At 47.4% G+C, this 20,955-nt stretch carries 31 protein-coding genes; 24 read left to right on the top strand and 7 right to left on the bottom strand.

Annotated features, from left to right (window positions below; genetic code table 11):
• The first annotated feature begins 11 nt into the window (after positions 1-11).
• From rplV to CCE91_RS11705, 7 genes are all read left to right on the top strand, one after another.
• The gene (gene rplV / locus CCE91_RS11735; RefSeq protein ID WP_086435503.1) at positions 12-344 is read left to right on the top strand and encodes a 50S ribosomal protein L22; all 333 of its coding nucleotides are present in this window, start codon (positions 12-14) and stop codon (positions 342-344) included.
• A gap of 10 nt (positions 345-354) precedes the next feature.
• A complete protein-coding gene (gene rpsC, locus CCE91_RS11730; protein WP_086435502.1) occupies positions 355-1,038 on the top strand; it encodes a 30S ribosomal protein S3 in 684 nt (227 codons plus the stop codon).
• Between the two features lie 11 nt (positions 1,039-1,049).
• Positions 1,050-1,463, top strand: coding sequence for a 50S ribosomal protein L16 (gene rplP, locus CCE91_RS11725; RefSeq protein ID WP_086435501.1), 414 nt, complete (start codon positions 1,050-1,052; stop codon positions 1,461-1,463).
• Complete coding sequence (rpmC, locus tag CCE91_RS11720; protein ID WP_086435500.1) at positions 1,463-1,654, top strand: 50S ribosomal protein L29; 192 nt, start codon at positions 1,463-1,465, stop codon at positions 1,652-1,654. The genes rplP and rpmC overlap by 1 nt, the downstream gene beginning before the upstream one ends.
• The gene (gene rpsQ / locus CCE91_RS11715) at positions 1,654-1,917 is read left to right on the top strand and encodes a 30S ribosomal protein S17 (protein ID WP_086435499.1); all 264 of its coding nucleotides are present in this window, start codon (positions 1,654-1,656) and stop codon (positions 1,915-1,917) included. The genes rpmC and rpsQ overlap by 1 nt, the downstream gene beginning before the upstream one ends.
• Before the next feature lie 184 nt (positions 1,918-2,101).
• Positions 2,102-3,655: a BCCT family transporter gene (locus CCE91_RS11710; protein ID WP_086435498.1), complete on the top strand. Its 1,554-nt coding sequence runs from the start codon at positions 2,102-2,104 to the stop codon at positions 3,653-3,655.
• On the top strand, positions 3,648-5,000 hold the full coding sequence (locus CCE91_RS11705) for a hypothetical protein (RefSeq protein ID WP_086435497.1): 1,353 nt from the start codon (positions 3,648-3,650) through the stop codon (positions 4,998-5,000). The genes CCE91_RS11710 and CCE91_RS11705 overlap by 8 nt, the downstream gene beginning before the upstream one ends.
• Here the strand turns inward: CCE91_RS11705 and CCE91_RS11700 are convergent.
• The 6 genes from CCE91_RS11700 to CCE91_RS11675 are packed head-to-tail and all read right to left on the bottom strand — an operon-like array spanning position 4,978 to position 10,842.
• Entirely contained in the window at positions 4,978-5,409 is a 432-nt protein-coding gene (locus tag CCE91_RS11700) for a Na+/H+ antiporter subunit G (protein WP_086435496.1), read from the bottom strand. The genes CCE91_RS11705 and CCE91_RS11700 overlap by 23 nt on opposite strands.
• 31 nt (positions 5,410-5,440) lie before the next feature.
• Positions 5,441-5,710: a K+/H+ antiporter subunit F gene (locus CCE91_RS11695; RefSeq protein ID WP_086435495.1), complete on the bottom strand. Its 270-nt coding sequence runs from the start codon at positions 5,708-5,710 to the stop codon at positions 5,441-5,443.
• Positions 5,704-6,195, bottom strand: a complete 492-nt coding sequence (locus tag CCE91_RS11690) for a Na+/H+ antiporter subunit E (RefSeq protein WP_086435494.1) — start codon at positions 6,193-6,195, stop codon at positions 5,704-5,706. The genes CCE91_RS11695 and CCE91_RS11690 overlap by 7 nt, the downstream gene beginning before the upstream one ends.
• Positions 6,192-7,706, bottom strand: a complete 1,515-nt coding sequence (locus CCE91_RS11685; RefSeq protein WP_086435493.1) for a monovalent cation/H+ antiporter subunit D — start codon at positions 7,704-7,706, stop codon at positions 6,192-6,194. Before CCE91_RS11685 ends, CCE91_RS11690 begins: the two co-directional genes overlap by 4 nt.
• Entirely contained in the window at positions 7,706-8,050 is a 345-nt protein-coding gene (locus tag CCE91_RS11680; protein WP_086435492.1) for a Na+/H+ antiporter subunit C, read from the bottom strand. Before CCE91_RS11680 ends, CCE91_RS11685 begins: the two co-directional genes overlap by 1 nt.
• Before the next feature lie 2 nt (positions 8,051-8,052).
• Positions 8,053-10,842, bottom strand: coding sequence for a monovalent cation/H+ antiporter subunit A (locus CCE91_RS11675; protein ID WP_086435491.1), 2,790 nt, complete (start codon positions 10,840-10,842; stop codon positions 8,053-8,055).
• 399 nt (positions 10,843-11,241) lie between these two features.
• Here CCE91_RS11675 and rplN point away from each other — a divergent pair, with 399 nt between their 5' ends.
• From rplN to rplQ, 17 genes are all read left to right on the top strand, one after another.
• Entirely contained in the window at positions 11,242-11,610 is a 369-nt protein-coding gene (gene rplN, locus CCE91_RS11670) for a 50S ribosomal protein L14 (RefSeq protein ID WP_086435490.1), read from the top strand.
• A gap of 10 nt (positions 11,611-11,620) precedes the next feature.
• A complete protein-coding gene (gene rplX / locus CCE91_RS11665; RefSeq protein WP_086435489.1) occupies positions 11,621-11,938 on the top strand; it encodes a 50S ribosomal protein L24 in 318 nt (105 codons plus the stop codon).
• 19 nt (positions 11,939-11,957) lie between these two features.
• On the top strand, positions 11,958-12,497 hold the full coding sequence (gene rplE / locus CCE91_RS11660) for a 50S ribosomal protein L5 (RefSeq protein WP_086435488.1): 540 nt from the start codon (positions 11,958-11,960) through the stop codon (positions 12,495-12,497).
• 11 nt (positions 12,498-12,508) lie between these two features.
• Positions 12,509-12,814 (top strand): 30S ribosomal protein S14, encoded by a 306-nt coding sequence (gene rpsN, locus CCE91_RS11655; RefSeq protein ID WP_086435487.1) that lies wholly within the window; start codon positions 12,509-12,511, stop codon positions 12,812-12,814.
• A gap of 24 nt (positions 12,815-12,838) precedes the next feature.
• Complete coding sequence (gene rpsH, locus CCE91_RS11650) at positions 12,839-13,231, top strand: 30S ribosomal protein S8 (RefSeq protein ID WP_086435486.1); 393 nt, start codon at positions 12,839-12,841, stop codon at positions 13,229-13,231.
• Between the two features lie 13 nt (positions 13,232-13,244).
• The gene (gene rplF, locus CCE91_RS11645; protein ID WP_086435485.1) at positions 13,245-13,778 is read left to right on the top strand and encodes a 50S ribosomal protein L6; all 534 of its coding nucleotides are present in this window, start codon (positions 13,245-13,247) and stop codon (positions 13,776-13,778) included.
• Between the two features lie 9 nt (positions 13,779-13,787).
• The gene (gene rplR, locus CCE91_RS11640; RefSeq protein WP_086435484.1) at positions 13,788-14,141 is read left to right on the top strand and encodes a 50S ribosomal protein L18; all 354 of its coding nucleotides are present in this window, start codon (positions 13,788-13,790) and stop codon (positions 14,139-14,141) included.
• Positions 14,142-14,150: 9 nt separating this feature from the next.
• Positions 14,151-14,657 carry a 30S ribosomal protein S5 gene (rpsE, locus tag CCE91_RS11635; RefSeq protein ID WP_086435483.1) on the top strand — a complete coding sequence of 169 codons (507 nt, stop codon included), beginning with the start codon at positions 14,151-14,153 and terminating at the stop codon, positions 14,655-14,657.
• Positions 14,658-14,663: 6 nt separating this feature from the next.
• On the top strand, positions 14,664-14,846 hold the full coding sequence (rpmD, locus tag CCE91_RS11630) for a 50S ribosomal protein L30 (RefSeq protein ID WP_086435482.1): 183 nt from the start codon (positions 14,664-14,666) through the stop codon (positions 14,844-14,846).
• A 4-nt stretch (positions 14,847-14,850) separates the two neighbouring features.
• A complete protein-coding gene (rplO, locus tag CCE91_RS11625; protein WP_086435481.1) occupies positions 14,851-15,285 on the top strand; it encodes a 50S ribosomal protein L15 in 435 nt (144 codons plus the stop codon).
• A gap of 5 nt (positions 15,286-15,290) precedes the next feature.
• Positions 15,291-16,619, top strand: a complete 1,329-nt coding sequence (gene secY, locus CCE91_RS11620; RefSeq protein ID WP_086435480.1) for a preprotein translocase subunit SecY — start codon at positions 15,291-15,293, stop codon at positions 16,617-16,619.
• Between the two features lie 25 nt (positions 16,620-16,644).
• Positions 16,645-16,758, top strand: a complete 114-nt coding sequence (gene rpmJ / locus CCE91_RS11615) for a 50S ribosomal protein L36 (RefSeq protein WP_086435479.1) — start codon at positions 16,645-16,647, stop codon at positions 16,756-16,758.
• 133 nt (positions 16,759-16,891) lie between these two features.
• The gene (gene rpsM / locus CCE91_RS11610) at positions 16,892-17,248 is read left to right on the top strand and encodes a 30S ribosomal protein S13 (protein ID WP_086435478.1); all 357 of its coding nucleotides are present in this window, start codon (positions 16,892-16,894) and stop codon (positions 17,246-17,248) included.
• Between the two features lie 14 nt (positions 17,249-17,262).
• Entirely contained in the window at positions 17,263-17,652 is a 390-nt protein-coding gene (gene rpsK / locus CCE91_RS11605) for a 30S ribosomal protein S11 (RefSeq protein WP_086435477.1), read from the top strand.
• Positions 17,653-17,682: 30 nt separating this feature from the next.
• Positions 17,683-18,303 (top strand): 30S ribosomal protein S4, encoded by a 621-nt coding sequence (rpsD, locus tag CCE91_RS11600; protein WP_086435476.1) that lies wholly within the window; start codon positions 17,683-17,685, stop codon positions 18,301-18,303.
• A 25-nt stretch (positions 18,304-18,328) separates the two neighbouring features.
• A complete protein-coding gene (locus tag CCE91_RS11595) occupies positions 18,329-19,318 on the top strand; it encodes a DNA-directed RNA polymerase subunit alpha (protein ID WP_086435475.1) in 990 nt (329 codons plus the stop codon).
• Between the two features lie 39 nt (positions 19,319-19,357).
• Positions 19,358-19,756, top strand: coding sequence for a 50S ribosomal protein L17 (rplQ, locus tag CCE91_RS11590; protein ID WP_086435474.1), 399 nt, complete (start codon positions 19,358-19,360; stop codon positions 19,754-19,756).
• Positions 19,757-19,838: 82 nt separating this feature from the next.
• Here rplQ and CCE91_RS11585 read toward each other — a convergent pair whose 3' ends face one another.
• Complete coding sequence (locus CCE91_RS11585) at positions 19,839-20,684, bottom strand: hypothetical protein (protein ID WP_086435473.1); 846 nt, start codon at positions 20,682-20,684, stop codon at positions 19,839-19,841.
• Positions 20,685-20,955: the final 271 nt, after the last annotated feature.

The raw sequence follows: 20,955 nt of genomic DNA, 5'->3' as shown, positions 1-20,955 counted from the left end.
GGGGAGCCATAATGGAAGCTATTGCTATACATAAGTTTGCCCGCCTTTCTGCGCAAAAGGGCCGTCTGGTTGCGGATCAAATCCGTGGTTTACCAGTCGCGAAAGCATTAGAGTTATTGGCATACAGCCCTAAAGATGCAGCTGGTCTGCTGAAAAAGGTGCTGGAGTCTGCCATCGCAAATGCGGAGCATAATGAAGGCGCCGACATCGATGAGCTTAAAGTCGCAAAAATCATGATTGACGTTGGTCCTACCATGAAGCGTATTAAGCCTCGTGCGAAGGGTCGTGCCGATCGTATCTTGAAGCGTACCAGCCACATTACTGTGGTTGTGTCAGATAGCTAGGAGATAAGTTATGGGTCAGAAAGTACATCCTAATGGTATTCGCCTAGGTATCACCAAACCATGGAATGCAACCTGGTATGCGAATACAAAAGACTTTGCAAACAATCTGCACAGTGATCATCAAGTTCGTGAACTGCTGAAAAAGCAGCTGAGCAATGCCTCAGTTTCACGTATCGTGATTGAGCGTCCTGCAAAGAGCGTACGCGTTACTATTCACACTGCTCGTCCGGGCGTTGTGATTGGTAAGAAAGGTGAAGATGTCGAGAAGTTACGTCAAGCAGTGTCAAAACTGACTGGTGTTCCAGCTCAAATCAACATCTCAGAAGTGCGTAAGCCAGAGCTAGATGCACAACTTGTTGCTGATAACATTGCTGGTCAGCTAGAACGCCGTGTAATGTTCCGTCGTGCTATGAAGCGTGCGGTACAGAATGCGATGCGTTTAGGCGCGAAGGGTATCAAAGTGGAAGTGAGCGGACGTCTTGGTGGTGCTGAAATCGCACGTACTGAGTGGTACCGTGAAGGTCGTGTACCATTGCACACATTGCGTGCTGATATTGACTACTCGACTGCTGAAGCAAATACCACTTACGGTATCATCGGCGTTAAAGTTTGGGTTTTCCGTGGCGAAGTCCTTGGTGGCATGCCTACTGAAGAAAAGCCAGCTCCAGCGAAACGCCCTAAAGGCCGTAAGTAAGGAGAGACTAAATGTTACAACCAAAGCGTACTAAATTCCGTAAGGTTCACAAAGGTCGTAACCGTGGCCTGGCGCAATCTGGTAGTAAAGTCAGCTTCGGCACTTTCGGTTTGAAAGCTGTTGACCGTGGTCGTATGACTGCGCGTCAAATCGAAGCGGCTCGTCGTGCCATGACGCGTCATGTGAAACGTCAAGGAAAGATTTGGATTCGCGTATTCCCTGATAAGCCAATTACCAAGAAGCCTCTTGAGGTGCGTATGGGTAAAGGTAAGGGTAACGTGGAGTATTGGGTAGCTCAAATTCAGCCAGGCCGCGTCCTGTATGAAATGGACGGTGTTTCGGAAGAATTGGCGCGTGAAGCGTTCAACCTTGCGGCACGTAAGCTGCCATTCAAAACCACCTTTGTTACTCGGACGGTGATGTAATGAAAGCGAGCGATCTGAAAGAAAAAACTGTCGAGCAACTGCAAGAAGAGTTGTTAGGTTTGCGTCGTGAGCAGTTCAATCTGCGCATGCAAGCTGCAACTGGTCAGTTGAATCAGACTCATATGATGAAGCAGGTACGTCGCGATATCGCGCGTGTCAAAACCATCTTAAACGATAAGGCAGGTGCGTAATGGCTGAAGAAAAACGTGTCCGTACTCTGCAAGGTCGTGTGATTAGCGACAAAATGGATAAATCCATTGTTGTTGCAGTATCACGCCGGGTTAAACACCCTGTGTATAGCAAGTACATTACTCGTACTACTAAACTGCATGCGCACGACCAAGACAACCAGTGTAAGCAAGGCGATACCGTGATTATTCGCGAAACTCGCCCTGTGTCTAAGACTAAGTCTTGGGCATTGGTTGAAATTGTAGAGCGCGCTGAAGTGATCTAACTGATACTTTAGACGGTATTAATAAACGGCTCCTCTTGTAGGAGCCGTTTTTTTTACTATAGTTAAGCTGTCTTTACGCAAAGGTAAGTAAGTTTTTGACAAGCAAAGGGATGCGGTCAAAACGAAGTACCGCGCATCTTAGTCACTTGTCTCCTTTGTATTTCATAATCTAAGGGGAACATTTGTGGGCCTGCTGCAAAATTTAAGAAAAACAATAGTTATACATCCTCAGGTATTCTTCACCTCCGTTGCAATCATTCTAATCTTCGTTCTTGGTACTGTTTTCAATCTAGAGACAGCTCAGACACTTTTTAATGCCACCAAAGACGGCATTACAGCCAATTTTGGTTGGTTTCTAATTCTAGCTGTCCAATTATTTCTGGTTTTCGCCATTTATCTGGCCGTGAGTCGCTTTCGATTTGTGCGTATTGGTGGCAATGAGGCTAAGTCGGATTACTCATTTTTAACCTGGCTGTCGATGTTATTTAGCGCCGGTATGGGTATAGGTTTAATGTTTTGGGCCGTGGCTGAACCCATTTTCCACTACACAGCACCACCTGATATGGAAGGTGTGAGCCTTGCTGCAGCCACCCGTGCCATGGATATTACCTTCCTGCATTGGGGTTTACATGCCTGGGCAATTTACGCAGTTATTGGACTGACGCTGGCTTACTTCACCTTTAATCGTGGTATGCCGTTATCCATACGTTCGGCTTTTTATCCGCTGTTAGGCGATAAAATTTACGGCTTCTGGGGTAACGTAGTAGACATTCTGGCGGTAGTTGCGACCCTGTTTGGTGTGGCCACATCGCTCGGACTTGGCGTTAGTCAGGTGAACGCAGGCTTAAACGAGGTCTTTGGTGTCACTCAGTCAGTGGGTGTTCAGGTTGGACTTATTGCGGCGATTACTGGTTTAGCCACTATTTCCGTACTCAGTGGTTTGGATGGTGGTATTAAGCGACTCAGCCAGTTGAACCTGAGCGCTGCAGCGCTGTTATTGCTGTTCGTTATTGCATTAGGGCCTACCTTATTTATCTTGAAAATGTTCGTGCAGAGCACCGGGCATTACCTGCAAAACCTGCTGGAGTTATCGAGCTGGGCACAAGCGTATCAGCAAGACACTGACTGGCAATCCAGCTGGACCGTGTTCTACTGGGCTTGGTGGATAGGTTGGTCTCCTTTTGTTGGTGTGTTTATCGCACGTATTTCAAAAGGTCGTACTATTAAGGAATTTATTTTAGGTGTGTTGTTAGTGCCTTCCGCCATGACTTTCTTATGGATGAGCGGCTTTGGTGGCACTGCAATCTGGCAAGCGATGAACCAGGGAGGTGGCATTGTTGATGCGGTTAACGCTGACTATGCTATGAGCCTGTTTGCTATGTTAGAGGCGCTACCCTGGAGCTTTATAACCAGCCTGCTGGCGATGTTATTGGTGGTGGTGTTCTTTGTTACCTCATCGGATTCCGGCTCGCTGGTTATCGATATGCTAAGTTCTGGCGGTAATATGGATCCACCGAAAATTCAGCGCGTATTCTGGGCCCTGCTAGAAGGTGTGGTAGCGGCGGTGTTGCTATTAGCCGGTGGTTTATCAGCACTGCAGGCGGCAGCTATTTCAACCGGTCTGCCGTTTACGGTGGTGTTGATGCTGATGGCGGTGTGTTTGTATAAAGCATTGCGGGAGGACTATACCACCCAGCACATCTATCCCCGGGTTGAAAAGGAGTCACCGCATGTTTAAGCAAAGCATACTCTCCCTATCAGTGCTGGTTGCACTGTCTGTGCCTGCCTCAGTGCAGGCACAGGACACAGACAACTCAGAAATACGGTCGCAATTAGAGTTATTGAAAGCGCGTATTGCTGAGCTTGAGCAGAAGCTCGAGCAACAAGAACAACGGGTTGCCGAGCAAGAGTCCGAAAGTACGGACGAAGCTGTTGAGCGCCCTGATCGTGTTAACAATAATCAGAAAATTCAAATTGCTGACGTTGACGAGCTAGAAGAACGTTTGGAAGACACCAAAAATACCCCTATTGAAGTCGGTGGTGCGGTGCGGTTCCAGTACGAATATTCGGACTACAACGAAGGCAATAAAGACCGCGTTGGTGATTTGGACTTTGACATTTTCCGACTGGATTTCAGAGGTGAGATGGGTGATGTCATATTGTCAGCACAGTATCGCTGGTTCCAGTATATGGACGTGGTTCAGCACGCGTACTTCGGCTATAACTTCACCGACGACTGGCAGGGCCAAGTTGGCGTGGTCTCAGTACCATTCGGAATCATGCCGTACAACTCTCACAGCTACTTCTTTAACTCCACTTTTTATGCAGGACTTGAAGATGAATACGATGGTGGGGTTCGATTCCTCTATAGAACTGACGAATGGGATTTTGACATTGGTTTTTATAAAGCCGATGAACAGGGCGGGGTAGACACTGCTGCGTCATCGCGTGCCGACCGGTATTCGTATGAAACCGTTGGTGTTCGTTTACCTGGCACTGATATTTATGCGGATCCTGAGCTGCCTATTGCAGAAAGTAATAGTTGGGCGCTACGTGGAGCCAGAAAAATTCAGTTTGCTAATGACGGTACGCTGGAACTTGGCTTGTCGGCCCAATGGGGCGACTTGCACGATGGTAGCGACAGCATAGGTGATCGTCAGGCGTTTGCGGCTCATGCAAAATACAACTACGACCGCTGGGAGTTTATGGCGCAGGTAGCTGACTATAAGTATGACGTGGATGTGGCCAACGAAGGCATAGTGGTAGGTGCGTATGCTTATTACGACACCATTCCTGCTTCAGCAACTTTCTACACGGCTAACGTGGCTTATAACTTGCCGGTAGACTTTGGTCCGGTAACTAGCCTGACTTTTTACAATGACTTTAGCTTGATGACCAATAAACAAGGGTATCGGGAAGACACCACTATGAATGTGCTAGGCATGGCTTTAGCTGCCGGCGGTGTTTATACCTACTTTGATATTGTCACAGCGCGGAATCAGCCTTTCGCTGGTGGTTCTATGGCTGGTGAAAGCGAGGACACCAACACTCGCTTTAATATCAACTTTGGTTATTACTTTTAACTTCCGGAGCACTTTCATTATCCGCAGACTCAGTCGAAACATCAGGGTTTTCGGCTGAGCTGAACGGGCCGGGATGCGAGCGTAAGTCCTGAGTTGCGCTAACAGTTCTAAGCTCTAAATGCAGAGCCGCTTTGGCAAGCAAATGAGCACTGATGGGCGCCGTTAGAAATAGAAAGCAGGCAATCAACAATTCATGCATGCTCAATACTCCTGAGCTTGCCGAGAAATACGTAATCGAAGCCAATACCACACCACCTACACCTAAGGTGGTGTTTTTGGTGGGGGCGTGTAAACGGGTCATGAAATCCGGTAAACGAGCTAAGCCCAATGAACCTATTAACGCAAAGCTGCCACCTAGTATCAAAAAGAACGTGATAAGGCACTCTGCCCAAAACGGTAATTCAGCCATAATTTTTATCCTTACCTATAATTCGCGCTAGTTATTCTATGATGTCACCGCGCAACAAGAACTTCGCCGCAACCACAGTGCCAATAAAGCCCAGCATGGCAATTAGCAGTGCGGCTTCAAAATAAAAGGTGCTGCTGTGCCAAATACCCAGTAGCAGTAGCAGCGCCAATGAATTTATGTAAATGGTGTCCAACGCTAAAATCCGATCTGGCGTGCTTGGGCCTTTAACTAACCGCCAGACGTTTAATAGCAGGGCTATACTGAACAGCAAGAATGCTGCTTGCATGGCAAAAGTTAACATCCAAAAATCTCCTTCAGGCGACGCTCGTAGCGATGCTTAATGTCATGAATCATGGCATCGGTGTCATCTACGTTTAAGGCGTGAATAAGTAGGTACTTACGGTCACGACTGATTTCAGATGAAATAGTCCCTGGGGTCAGGCTGATGGTACCCGCTAAAATAGTAATAGGCACCTGACCTGTTAATTCCAGCGGAAACTCAACCAAAGCTGGGCTCAAGCGGCGTTTATAGCCAATGATAAGGCCGGCAATCTTAAAGTTCGCCACCACAATATCTACCAGTAATAAAAAGAAATACTGAATTGCCCGGAAGGGCTTATGCAAATGTACTTCTTCCTCCCGCGCTCGTGAGGTGTACCAGGCAATAGCCAGTGACAATATCGAGCCTAGTACCACTAACCCCATTGTTATCGAGTTCTGTAGGAGTAACCAAACAATTAGTAGCGCCAGAGCTAGCCACGGCGCCGGGAGTAGTTTCTTAATCATAAAGTGCTACCTCCCAATACTTGATAGATATAGCGTTGCGGTTGGTATAAATCGTTGGCAATGGCATCGGTAAATGCCGATACCGGTTGCGCAAATACCGTTAATAATACGGCTGCGCTCAGTAGCACCGTGACAGCCACTAGCTGACCATTGGCCGAGCGGGTTTCGCCAGCCTTACCTTCCAGCGTATGCCAGAACATTTTGCTGCCGGCGCGAGCCAGTGCCACCATAATCACCAGGGTACTACCTAGTACCACTGGCCATAGCCAGTTGGCCTGATCGCCAACTCGCGCGGCCTCTAAGATATGAAGCTTACCAACAAAGCCTGACAATGGCGGCATACCAATGATGGTAATTGCTGCTGCGAAGAACATGATGGCAACTACGCTGTGTTGTGCTAGTTTGCGGCCAGATACAATGCGAGATGCCGTTTTCCCGCGTTGCATTGCCATAACATCGACCACTAAGAATAATGCGGCAGTAACAAAAGTAGAGTGAATCAAATAGTACATGACCGCGCTTACCGCACGTTCATTGGCAATACTTAGGGTAGTTAGCATAGTGCCAACAGATATTACTACCAGATAGGAAATCACCATGCGCATATCGCGACTGCCCAGCACGCCAACAGCACCGATTAGGAGTGTTGCCAAACCGAGCCACCACAACCACTCATAACCCAGCAGACTTGCCGCACCGGCTGTTTCACCAAACACTAACGTGAATACCCGGAGAATGGAATAAACACCGACCTTGGTCATTATTGCAAACATTGCAGCAACTGTTCCTGTGGTCATTGTGTAAGCCTGAGGAAGCCAGAAATACAAAGGCAATAGCGCAGCTTTTAAACCAAAAACTACCAACAATAGCATTCCGCCAGCGCGAGCCAGAGCCGCTTCGTCTCCTGTCAGAGCAGCAATTTTACCGGACATGTCAGCCATGTTCAGTGTGCCAGTAGTACCATAAAGAACACCGAGTGCTATAAGGAACAATGCGGAACCGGCCAGATTCAGTAATACATAGTGTAAACATGCCCGCAGCTTGAGCTTACCGCCGCCATGCATGAGCAGCGCATAGGAGGCAATCAACAGAACTTCGAAAAAGACGAACAGGTTAAATAAATCACCGGTAAAGAAAGCACCGTTTATCCCAAGTAACAGAAACTGGAATAAGGCGTGGAAGTGCGAACCAAGATTATCTTCACCATAACAGGCGTAAGCAAGAATAGGGAGTGACAGCAGGGCCGACAACAGCACCATAACAGTGGCTAGCCGGTCCACCGCCAACACAATGCCAAACGGTGCTTGCCAGCTACCAACTGCATACACTTGCATGCCATATTGATGCACCTGTAATAGCAAAGTAACAGCTGCTGAGATCGTCAGTATGCAGGCTACGATGCCGATTAAGCGACGATACCGCTGGGGATTTTCACCCCAGGGAAGAAGTTGCAGCAAAGCTGCTAATAATGGAATTAATATCGGAGCTATAACTAGATGCTGTTGCCACATTAGCGTTGTCCCTCTGCGTCACTGTGGTCTAAATCATTAACTTCGTCAGAACCAATTTCACCGCGTGCGCGCACCGCTAAAATAACAGCGTATGCAGTCATGGCGAAACCGATAACAATGGCCGTTAGCACCAAGGCTTGCGGGAGCGGATCGGCAATAGGTTTGGTATTGCCAATAATAGGTGCTCCTTCAATGACTAGTCGCCCAGTGGAAAACAGAAATAAGTTAACCGCGTACGAAAGCATTGTAATGCCCACAACGATGGGAAATGACCGGCCTCGTAGGATTAGGAAAACACTACAGGCCGTGAGCATGCCAACGGTAATTGCAAATAAGGCTTCCATTATTAATGTCCTTTTTGAGTCGGTCGGTGGCGTGTTGTCATTTGACCAAAGTTGGCCAAAATCATGAGAGTTGCACCAATTACCGTTAGGTACACGCCAAGATCGAACAGGATGGCAGTGGCAACCTCAAATTTGCCTACTATCGGCCAGTCCACATAGGTAAACCAGGACGTAAGAAAGTTCTTATCAAAGAACCAGCTACCAATGCCGGTAAACACCGCAATCATTACACCTAATGCGGCAATAGACTGATAGTTATGGTCAAAGCGATGCTTCATCCAGTCCACGCCATTTGAAACATACTGCAATATCATTGCTGCGGCAGTTACCAAACCAGCAATAAATCCGCCACCCGGTAAGTTATGCCCCCGCAAAAATATATAGGCAGAAACCATGAGCGCTAGCGGTAGCATCATCTGTGCAACGGTAGTGAGCATCATCGGATGTTTAATGCTATGCCAGGGGCGACCGTCTACATCACTCGATGGCATGGAAGGGCGCAGATTATTAAGCAGTTTATGGATACCAGCTGCCGCAATAGCCAGCACGGTAATTTCACCTAAGGTATCAAAACCCCGGAAATCAACCAGAATAACGTTTACCACGTTAGTACCGCCGCCACCGGATACAGAGTTGTTGAGGAAAAATACCGAGATACTCTCCAGTGGGCGGGTAATAATTGCATAGTTCAGCGTGCCTACTACACCGCCGATGAAACCAGCCAGCAAGATATCGCGCGCAACCCGGCGACCGCTGGATGCTCTTGGAATACGCTGCGGCATAAAGAACAATGCCAGAATCATCAGAATAATACTGACCACTTCCACGACCAGCTGAGTCATTGCCAAATCCGGCGCCGAGAAATGCGCGAACGATAGCGATACCACTAAGCCTACTACCGACAGCATCATTAATGCGGTTAGGCGTTGGCGGTGCAGCACTGCGGTTCCCAATGACGCCAGAATCAGAATAATAGCGCCAACCATACTAACGGTGTCGATAGGCAGCTGTGGTCTGCTACCTGTTAACGACTGAATAGCGATAAGTTCAGGCAGTAAGAAAATGAGTACTATTGCAAACAGCAGCGCCATGTAGCGTTGTAATGAACCAGTTTCAAGCTTAGCTATGACATAGCTGCAGCCGTCTGAAAGCTTTTGCACTGTTGTTTCAAAAATTTCTTTGGCATCAGTTTGGTCAAACTGGCGATTAAAGTTAAATATTTCCTGACGGCCCAGATAAATGACGGCGCCACCCACTAATGCCAGCAGACTCATGAGTAGTGGCAAGTTAAAGCCGTGCCAAAGCGCAATTTTGATCGGTACTTCACTACCCAACACGGCAGCTACTGCAGGAGTCAGCAGGTCGCTTACCAGCAACATCGGCATTAAACCAACAGCGATACATAGAATGCTGAAAATAAGTACCGGAGCGCGCATCAGGAACGGCGGTTCATGCGGTACCTTAGGTAACTCACGGGTAGGGCGGTCGATGAACACACCGTGCACGAACCGCACCGAGTATGCTACCGACAGCATAGCGCCCAGCGTTGCTAATACTGGTACCAACCAGGACAAGCCGCCGAACAGATGTTGATTAACGGTTTCAGTGAACCACATCTCTTTTGACAAGAAGCCGTTAAACAGTGGTACCCCGGCCATGGAAGCCGCGGTAATTAACGATAGTATGTAGGTAAACGGCATGAGCTTGCGCAAGCCACCCAGCCGGCGAATGTCACGGGTACCGGTTTCATGGTCAATAATGCCGGCAATCATAAATAGGCCAGCTTTAAAGGTGGCGTGGTTTAAAATATGGAACATTGCGGCAATTACCGCACCTGAAGTTCCCAAACCCAGCAGCATGGTAATCAAACCAAGATGACTGATGGTGGAAAACGCCAGCAAGCCCTTTAAATCGGTTTTTATAATGGCAAAGTAGGCGCCAAACAGCATGGTCGCCAAGCCGGTAAGGGTAACTATGTAAAACCATGGCTCGGTGCCACCCAAAGCTGGGTGTAAGCGGGCCATTAAAAAGATACCGGCTTTTACCATGGTGGCCGAGTGTAAGTAAGCACTTACCGGTGTTGGCGCGGCCATAGCGTGTGGTAGCCAGAACTGGAACGGGAATTGAGCCGACTTGGTAAAGGCGCCAAGTAACACTAAAATCAGCGCGGCTAAATATAGGTTATGATTTTTAATCTGTTCAGCTGCGGCAAATACAGCATCAAGCTCGTAGCTGCCAACAATGTGGCCAATTAGCAGAATACCAGCCAGTAACGCTAAGCCACCGGCACCGGTAGTTGCCAGCGCCATGCGCGCCCCCCGGCGAGCATCACTTTGATGAAACCAGTAACCAATCAATAAGAAGGACGAGACGCTGGTTAGTTCCCAGAATACCCACAACAAAATAAGGTTGTCGGCTAGGGCAATACCCAGCATGGATGCCATAAACAACAATAAGCAGGCGAAGAAGCGGTTCGCATCATCTTTGCTGCTTAAGTAATAGTGCGCATACAAAATGATGAGTAGGCCAATACCTAAAATAAGACCGCTAAATAATAAAGAAAGGCCATCTAGTCGAAATGCCAGATTGAGTCCTAACTCCGGTAGCCAGGGCAACAACACCTGAGGCACTGCACCCGCTAATGTTTGTGTAGCCATAACTACTAGCAGGGTGAAAGCAACCAGAGCTGGTAGCGCCGTGGCTAACGAGACTATGCGGCGGGATTTGCCGTATAGACATAAAGGTATAAGCGCGCCCAACAGTGGTAAGAAAACAATCAGCAGTAGATTCATAGCAGTCCTTAGGCAGTCTTTCTGTTACTGTTTACTTGTAACCGGAACTGAAGTGACGCAGCACTACTGCTACGCAACCACATGTTTAACTATGGGCTAGAATTTACCACTTCCAAGCGTGCTTTGCCAACACGGACAGTCGCTTCTTAGCATCCGTTCATCTTATTCATTTGATGATGGTTTTTTTGCTTCAGGGAGGGTATGATGTGGGTCTGGTTTGCAGAAAAACCGGCCCTTTCTGAATATCTCATAATTATTTACGTTTCGCTCTACCCCCACAATATTTTATCTGTTACAATTCGCCGCCCTTTTATATGGGGAAGTCTTACACAAATAATTGTGTATGGACTAGCAGCGACCCGAGAGGGTCTGTTTTTTTAATCAAGCGGAGCACTACTAATGATCCAAATGCAAACTACTCTGGAAGTGGCCGATAATTCCGGCGCTCGCAGCGTACAATGTATTAAGGTTCTGGGTGGTTCGCACCGCCGTTACGCGAATATCGGCGACATCATTAAAGTTTCTGTTAAAGAAGCGATTCCTCGCGGAAAAGTGAAGAAAGGTGATGTTGTTAACGCGGTGGTCGTTCGCACCAAGAAAGGCGTCCGTCGTCAAGACGGGTCAGTCATCCGTTTTGACCGCAACGCGGCTGTTTTGTTAAATAACAATCAACAGCCGATTGGCACTCGTATCTTTGGACCAGTGACTCGTGAACTACGCTCTGAGCAGTTCATGAAAATTGTTTCTCTGGCACCAGAAGTACTGTAAGGAGTCAGTTATGGCGGCAAAAATTAAACGTGATGACGAAGTAGTAGTCCTGGCCGGTAAAGACAAAGGTAAGCGCGGGAAAGTGCTTAAAGTTGTTGCCGGTGCAGATCGCGTTATCGTTGAAGGCGTGAATGTAGTCAAGAAACACCAGAAGCCAAATCCGGCTTTGAATGTTCCTGGCGGCATTATGGAGCAGGAAGCTTCAATCCACGTGTCTAACGTAGCGATCTACAACCCAGAGACTGGTAAAGCAGATCGTGTTGGTTTTCGTTTTGAAGAAGGCAAGAAAGTTCGTGTCTTCAAATCAAACGACAACACAATCATTTAATTAAATTTGGAGTTTTACGATGGCGAAACTGCATGATTTTTACAGAGAATCAGTAGTTCCTGAACTGGTTAAAGAGTTCAGCTACAACAGCGTCATGCAAGTCCCTCGGATTGAAAAAATCACCCTGAATATGGGTGTTGGTGAAGCTCTGGCAGACAAAAAGATTTTAGACAATGCTGCGGCGGACCTTGAAGCAATTGCTGGTCAACGTCCAATTCGCACATTAGCTCGTAAATCTGTCGCCGGCTTCAAAGTCCGTGAAGGCTTCCCGATTGGCTGTAAAGTGACTCTGCGTGGCGAACGTATGTGGGATTTCTTGCAACGATTAGTTTCGATTGCTATTCCACGTATTCGCGATTTTCGTGGTCTTAACCCGAAATCTTTTGATGGTCGCGGAAACTACAGTATGGGCGTACGTGAACAGATTATCTTTCCTGAAATCGACTATGACAAAGTCGACCGGGTTCGTGGTCTGGATATCACTATCACCACTACTGCTGGCACTGATGACGAAGCTCGCGCTTTGCTCGCTGCCTTTAGCTTCCCGTTCAAGAAGTAAGGTGTAGAGTTATGGCAAAAGAGTCAATGAAAATGCGTGAGCACAAGCGTACTAAGCTTGTTGCAAAATTCGCTGAAAAACGCATCGCACTGAAAGCTGTGATTAGTGATCCGAAAACTTCGGATGAAGAGCGTTGGGAAGCCGTGCTGAAATTGCAAAGCCTTCCGCGTGATTCTAGCCCTGTCCGTCAGCGTAACCGCTGTCGTGTAACGGGTCGTCCACATGGTTTCCTGCGTAAATTCGGAATGAGCCGTATCAAGGTTCGTGAGAAAGCGATGCGCGGTGAAATTCCTGGCTTGAAAAAAGCTAGCTGGTAAGCCACGAGTCACGGGAGAACAAATATGAGCATGCAAGATCCGATTGCGGATATGTTCACACGAATCCGCAACGCTCAGGGTGCTAACAAAGTTACCGTGAAGATGCCTTCATCTAAGCAAAAACTGGCAATTGCTCAGGTTTTGAAAGAAGAAGGTTATGTCACGGATTTTAGCGTTTCAGGTGAAGTTAAAGCTGAACTTGAAATTACGCTGAAATACTTTGAAGGCAGCCCTGTTATTGAAACGATTGAGCGCGTAAGTCGCCCTGGTCTGCGTATCTATAAGAAACGCAACGAATTACCTAAAGTTATGGGTGGTTTAGGGGTCGCAGTTGTTTCAACATCGAAAGGTCTGATGACTGACCGTGCTGCGCGTACCGCAGGTCTCGGTGGTGAGATCCTCGGCTACGTAGCGTAATAGGAGGTAGGAAATGTCACGTGTTGCTAAAGCACCCATTGCCATTCCTGCCGGCGTTGAAGTTGCGCTAAACGGTCAGGAAGTAACAATTAAAGGTGCCAAAGGCTCATTGAGCCTAGTAGTTAACGATGCTGTTGAACTCGTAAGAGAAGACAGTGAGCTGCGTACTGTAGCCCGCGAAGGAGTTGCAAACTCTAACGCACAGGCTGGTACCGCTCGCGCGATACTACAAAACATGGTGGTTGGTGTCACGCAGGGTTATGAGCGTAAACTTCTGTTGGTTGGTGTTGGTTACCGTGCGCAAGCACAAGGTAACAAACTGAACTTAACATTAGGTTTCTCACATCCTGTGGAGTTTGCAATTCCGGAAGGAATTACAATTGAAACTCCGGCACAAACTGAGGTTGTGGTTAAAGGTGTAGACAAGCATTTAGTAGGCCAAGTGGCCGCTAACATCCGCGCTTACCGTAAGCCTGAGCCTTATAAAGGCAAAGGTGTGCGTTACGCTGATGAGCAAGTGCGCCGTAAAGAAGCCAAGAAAAAGTAAGGTAAAACGATGGACAAAAAAACAGCTCGCTTACGTCGTGCAACTCGCACCCGTAAGAAAATGCAAGAGTTGGGTGCAAACCGACTGGTCGTTCACCGTACTCCACGGCATATTTACGCACAGCTGATTGCACCGAACGGTTCTGAAGTACTAGCTTCAGCTTCTACTGCTGAGAAAGCGATTCGCGACCAGGTTGGTAAAACTGGTAACGTTGATGCTGCCAAAGTAGTTGGTAAGTTGATTGCTGAACGAGCGATTGAGAAAGGCCTTAAAGAGGTTGCTTTTGATCGCAGTGGTTTTAAATACCACGGTCGCGTTGCTGCTTTAGCAGACGCTGCTCGTGAAGCTGGACTTCAGTTCTAGGAGACGAACATGGCAAATGCAAATGTAGAAGCTCAAAACGGTGAACTGGTAGAGAAGTTGATTACAGTTAATCGTGTTGCAAAAGTAGTTAAAGGTGGTCGTATCTTTAGCTTCACAGCACTAACTGTAGTTGGCGATGGTCAGGGTAAAGTTGGCTTTGGTTACGGTAAAGCTCGCGAAGTTCCAGCTGCTATTCAAAAAGCAATGGAAAAAGCGCGTCGTAACATGGTGAACGTACAGCTGAAAGGTGATACCTTGCAGCATCCTGTTAAAGGCCGTCACTCAGGTTCACAGGTTTTCATGCAGCCAGCTTCTGAAGGTACAGGTATCATCGCCGGTGGCGCGATGCGTGCAGTACTAGAAGTAGCCGGTGTGCACAACGTGCTGTCTAAAGCATATGGTTCAACCAACCCAATCAACGTAGTACGCGCGACTATTAAAGCGCTGTACAACATGAAATCGCCGGAGCAAGTAGCGGCGAAGCGTGGATTGCGCGTTGAAGACATTTTGGGGTGATGAACAATGGCGAAAAAGACAATCAAAGTAACACAGACGCGTAGCTCAATCGGTCGTTTACCAAAACACCGCGCTACACTACGTGGTTTGGGTCTGCGCCGTATTAACCACACGGTCGAGCTGGAAGATACCCCAGCCGTTCGTGGCATGGTTAATAAAGTTATTTATATGGTAAAGGTGGAGGGTTAATACGATGTATTTAAATACTATCGCGCCTGCACCTGGCGCTAAGACAAGCAAGAAGCGTCTTGGACGCGGTATTGGTTCGGGTCTCGGCAAAACTGCGGGTCGCGGTCACAAAGGTCAGACATCACGTTCTGGCGGTACCGTGAAGCCAGGTTTTGAAGGCGGTCAGATGCCAATTCAGCGTCGCTTGCCTAAGTTCGGTTTTACTTCACGCAAGTCAATTACGACTGCAGAAGTGAACTTGGCAGAGATTGCTAAAGTTGCAGGTGATGTTGTTGATTTGGCGGTATTGAAAGATGCTGGCCTAATTCGCAAAAACGTATTGAACGTCAAAGTGATTAAGTCTGGCGAAATCAATCGTGCTGTCACTGTCAACGGCATCAAGGTTACCAAAGGCGCCCGCGAAGCTATTGAAGCTGCTGGCGGCAAAATCGAAGGATAGGTCTAATGGCTAAACCAGGATTGGAATCAAACAGAGCTCAAGGTGGCTTGTCGGAACTGAAACGTCGCCTGCTGTTCGTACTCGGCGCGATTATTGTGTTCCGTGCGGGCTCCTTTGTGCCTATTCCTGGTATTGATGCCAATGTACTGGCGCAATTATTCGATCAGCAACGAGACACCATTGTGGCCATGTTTAACATGTTCAGTGGTGGTGCCTTAGAGCGTGCATCGGTACTTGCGCTTGGTATTATGCCGTACATCTCAGCTTCAATTATTATGCAGCTGGCATCCGTGGTTCATCCGCGGTTGGCAGAGCTTAAGAAAGAAGGTGAGGCGGGTCGGCGTAAAATCAGTCAGTACACCCGTTGGGGAACACTGGTCCTAGCGATTTTCCAATCTATCGGTATAGCTACTGGCTTACCGAGTTTAATGCCGGGCCTGGTCATTGACCCTGGCTTTGCGTTTTACTTCACTGCTGTGGTGAGTTTGGTTACCGGTACCATGTTTTTAATGTGGTTAGGTGAACAAATTACCGAGCGTGGGATTGGTAATGGTATCTCTATTATAATTTTCACCGGTATTGTTGCAGGACTACCGTCTGCCGTAGGGCAAACGATAGAACAGGCACGTCAGGGTGATCTTCACTTGTTGTTATTGTTATTGATTGGTGTCATCGTTTTTGCAGTAACCTACTTCGTCGTATTCGTTGAACGCGGACAACGTCGAATTGTGGTAAACTACGCAAAACGTCAGCAAGGCCGTAAGGTTTTTGCTGCACAAAGCACACATTTACCGCTTAAGGTAAATATGGCTGGTGTTATTCCACCAATCTTTGCATCAAGTATCATTTTGTTCCCAGGTACTATCGCAACTTGGTTCGGCCAAGGCGAAGGCATGGTTGCAAATTTCTTACAGGAAGTGTCTCTGACGTTATCGCCAGGGCAACCACTGTACGTGATGCTTTATGCTGCCACGATTATCTTTTTCTGTTTCTTCTATACCGCGTTGGTGTTCAACCCTCGCGAGACAGCAGATAACTTGAAAAAGTCAGGCGCGTTTATTCCGGGCATCCGCCCAGGTGAACAAACCTCGCGGTATATTGATAAAGTGATGACGCGATTGACGTTGGCTGGTGCCTTATACATTACCTTTGTCTGTCTGGTTCCTGAGTTCATGATGATTGCGTGGAACGTACAATTCTATTTTGGTGGTACGTCTCTATTGATTATCGTTGTGGTTATCATGGATTTTATGGCACAGGTCCAAACTCATATGATGTCTCATCAATATGACTCGGTCCTGAAGAAAGCTAACCTGAAGGGCTACGGCCGGTAGGGTTAGATAAATACGGAGTGTAGCAATGAAAGTTCGTGCTTCCGTGAAGAAAATCTGCCGTAACTGTAAAGTTATTAAGCGTAACGGTGTTGTTCGAGTCATTTGTACTGACCCGAAACACAAGCAACGGCAAGGTTAATTCGATGAAGAAGTCCGCGGCCGGAATTTGATTCTTGGCTGCGGCTTTGATTTGTTTGCAATCAGGTCACCGGTTGAGTATCCTAACGGGCTTTTCGTACTGGTGTACCTCATAAACTAAAGGAGACGTGTTAGTGGCCCGTATCGCTGGCATTAACGTTCCTGACAATAAGCATGCAGTCATTGCCTTGACTGCTATCTACGGTATTGGCCGTACTCGTTCGCAGCACATTTTAGCTGCAACAGGTATTGCGGAAGATACTAAGATTGGCTCTTTGTCAGAAGAGAAATTAGATTTACTTCGTGAAGCAGTGGGTAAATTCGCTGTTGAAGGTGACCTTCGTCGCGAAGTATCAATGAACATCAAACGACTGATGGACCTGGGATGTTACCGTGGTCTACGTCATCGTCGTGGCTTACCTCTACGTGGACAGCGCACTAAAACAAATGCGCGCACCCGTAAAGGCCCGCGTAAACCTATTCGTAAATAAGGGGGGAGTGAGACATGGCTAAAACACCAACTCGTTCTCGTAAACGCGTTAAGAAACAAGTCGCAGATGGCATGGCACACGTACATGCGTCTTTCAATAACACCATTGTGACCATTACTGATCGGCAAGGTAATGCGCTCTCATGGGCAACTGCAGGTGGTTCAGGTTTCCGTGGTTCACGTAAATCTACTCCGTTTGCTGCTCAGGTAGCTGCAGAACGCGCTGGAGAAATGGCGAAGGAATATGGTTTAAAGAACTTGGAAGTGTTTGTGAAAGGTCCTGGACCTGGTCGCGAATCATCGATTCGTGCACTAAATGCGGTAGGTTATCGCATCACCAACATCACTGATGTTACACCTATTCCTCACAACGGTTGTCGTCCGCCTAAGAAACGTCGCGTTTAACAGGCGTCATACGATAGTTGGAGAAAGATCATGGCTAGATATTTGGGTCCAAAACTCAAACTGAGTCGTCGCGAAGGAACAGATTTGTTCCTGAAAAGCGGCGTCCGCGCAATCGAAACGAAATGTAAACTCGAAAGCGCACCGGGTCAGCACGGCGCACGTCGCGGCCGTTTGTCTGATTACGGTTTACAGTTACGTGAAAAGCAAAAAGTTCGCCGTATGTACGGCATTCTGGAAAAGCAATTCCGTAATTATTATAAAGAAGCTGCCCGTATTAAAGGCAACACTGGTGAGAACTTGCTGCAATTGCTTGAGCAACGCCTGGATAACGTCGTTTACCGTATGGGATTCGCGTCTACCCGTGCAGAAGCTCGTCAGCTGGTCAGTCACAAAGGTGTCGTAGTGAATGGCCAGGTAGTCAACATTCCGTCGTTCAAAGTTCGTCCGGAAGATGTTGTGTCTGTTCGCGAAAAAGCGAAAAAGCAGGCGCGCATCGCTGCTGCGCTGGAACTTGCAGAACAACGCGAGAAGCCAGTATGGGTGGAAGTAGACAATAGCAAGTTGGAAGGTCAGTTCAAGCGTCTTCCAGATCGCGCAGATTTGTCTGCTGAAATTAACGAACAGTTGATCGTAGAGCTTTACTCTAAGTAAAGCTCAAGCATAAAGAGAGGACACAATGCAGGGTTCTGTTACCGAATTCCTTAAGCCAAGGCTAGTCGATATTGAGCAAATCAACCCGACCCACGCAAAGGTGACTTTGGAGCCTCTAGAGCGTGGCTTTGGTCATACGCTGGGTAATGCCATTCGCCGTATTTTACTTTCGTCCATGCCTGGAGTGGCAGTGACTGAAGTAGAAATCGATGGTGTATTGCACGAGTACAGCAGTAAAGAGGGTGTTCAAGAAGACATCATCGAAATTCTGTTGAACCTGAAAGGTTTGGCAGTGCGCATGGAAGGCAAAGATGAAGCGACACTGACCTTGACCAAATCCGGAGCGGGCCCTGTCAAGGCAGGCGATATTACTCATGATGGCGACGTTGAAATCGTTAATCCTGAGCACGTGATTTGTACGTTAACCGGCGACGCAGAGTTATCTATGCGTATTAAGGTTGAACGTGGTCGCGGATATGTGCCTGCGAGTGCTCGCAAGTCAGCAGATGATGAAGAACGTCCAATTGGTCGTCTTCTTGTTGACGCTTCTTTTAGTCCGGTTGAGCGCATTGCTTACAGTGTAGATTCTGCACGTGTTGAGCAACGCACTGACTTGGATAAACTGGTTATCGACATGGAAACGAATGGCACTTTAGATCCTGAAGAAGCTATTCGCCGTGCAGCAACAATTTTGGCTGAGCAGTTAGAAGCCTTTGTTGAGCTACGCGACATGAGCGAGCCAGAAGAAAAAGAAGAGAAGCCGGAATTTGATCCGATTCTTTTACGTCCAGTTGACGATTTAGAGTTAACTGTTCGATCAGCGAATTGTTTGAAGGCTGAAGCTATTCAGTACATTGGTGACCTGGTACAGCGTACCGAAGTTGAGCTGTTAAAAACGCCTAACTTGGGTAAGAAATCGCTTACAGAAATCAAAGACGTATTGGCTTCACGCGGTCTGTCTCTGGGTATGCGCTTAGAGAACTGGCCTCCGTCAAGCTTAGTCGATAAAGACTAAGGTCACTGTAAATAAAGATTTACTGAGAAGGGTATAGGTATGCGCCATCGTAAGAGTGGTCGTCAACTCAACCGTAACAGCAGCCATCGCAAAGCGATGTTCAGCAATATGGCAAGTTCTTTGGTTCGTCACGAAGTGATCAAAACCACTGTGCCAAAGGCTAAAGAACTGCGTCGTGTGGTTGAGCCGCTAATCACATTAGCGAAGCAAGACAGTGTGGCTAATCGCCGTCTGGCTTTCTCTCGCACCCGTGATAGCGAAGTTGTAGGTAAGCTGTTCAACGAACTGGGTCCACGTTATCAAGAACGTCCAGGCGGTTACACTCGCATTCTTAAATGTGGGTTCCGTGCTGGTGATAACGCACCTATGGCTTATGTTGAGTTAGTAGGCCGTCCAGAAGCTGACAATGCTGAAGTTGTAGAAGCAACTGAAGAGTAAGTTAGTTAATGAACATAAAAAAAGCCGACCTTAGGGTCGGCTTTTTTTTATGTATTATTTAAGAAAAATTAGCTGAAACAAATCAATTCGGCGGCGCGTTGTGGAGTTCCAGCGCAACGCTATCTAAATCTTGAGTATTTAACCCTGCAGCTGTTGCAGCCGATTCAATCTCTTCCTTAGTCATGCCTGCCTGTAATGCTCCGCGCAATATATCTTTGGTTTTCTCACGTTGCATCAATTCCTGTTCTTCTGGTGAAACATCTTTATCAAGATAAGGAATAATTGATTGCATAGTGCTTAGCAAGTAATCACCTAAAGCCGGCAACGCGTTTAATGCGCTATCCATAAACTGGGCTAGTTTGCCTGGTGAGGTATCGTTGGCGGACATTAACACCTGTTGCGTCATCTCAGGATCGCTCTCAACCGCTGCCTGCACAATGCTATCTAACTCATATGGAGCTATTAGGCTGGCCGCTCGCACTATATCGTCTATGTAGCCAGGCTCTGCCTTTATGGCAATACGCACAATATTTGCCGGACTATCCATATCGCGAGCTATTGAAGTAATAACAATGTCTTGCGTTAATGCTGGTTCGGTCAGTATGGCAGCCCGAATAATATGTGAGTAATGGCGAGGTTCTTTATTAAAAGCGGCATTTAAAATGGGATTAATATGTTCTGGGTAGTTGTTTACTAAAACTCTAACGGAGCGAACAATACTTAAGTTCTGTTTTAGCTGTTGATCAAGTAAACGCTCATAGGCTTTAGTCAAACGTTGTTGTTTATCATCTACAACTACGGAGCCTCGTTCCTGCTGAGGTGAAGATTGCGATTCGGTAGTCTGGGGTAAAGCGATAGCTTTGCAGGTAGTGAACGAGAGAGCGGTTAAAATCGCGCACGTAAGTAAGCTATGGGGTACTCGAACCATAATAATCCTTGTCGCTGCAGTTTGAAGTCTTCCGCTATTAGTCGCGGTTATTGTTATATTTATTAACTCTGCATAGCAACATAGCAGCTGTTGCGTAGAAAGTGTACTGAATCAGACCAGAAAATGCCCGCAAAGTTCAATGGGAGTGCAATAAATGAGCAGTCAGAATTTTTCTTCTAAAAAGATCTTGCGTTGGCCGTTACGATCCTTATAATTCGCCGCCGCTGTCACGGAGAAACACAACTTAGGTTGATGCCTCAAGGCAGCAAGG

The organism is Pseudidiomarina planktonica (assembly GCF_900177775.1).
Classification (GTDB): Bacteria; Pseudomonadota; Gammaproteobacteria; order Enterobacterales; family Alteromonadaceae; genus Pseudidiomarina; species Pseudidiomarina planktonica.
This window is presented reverse-complemented; position numbering and strand designations above follow the sequence as displayed.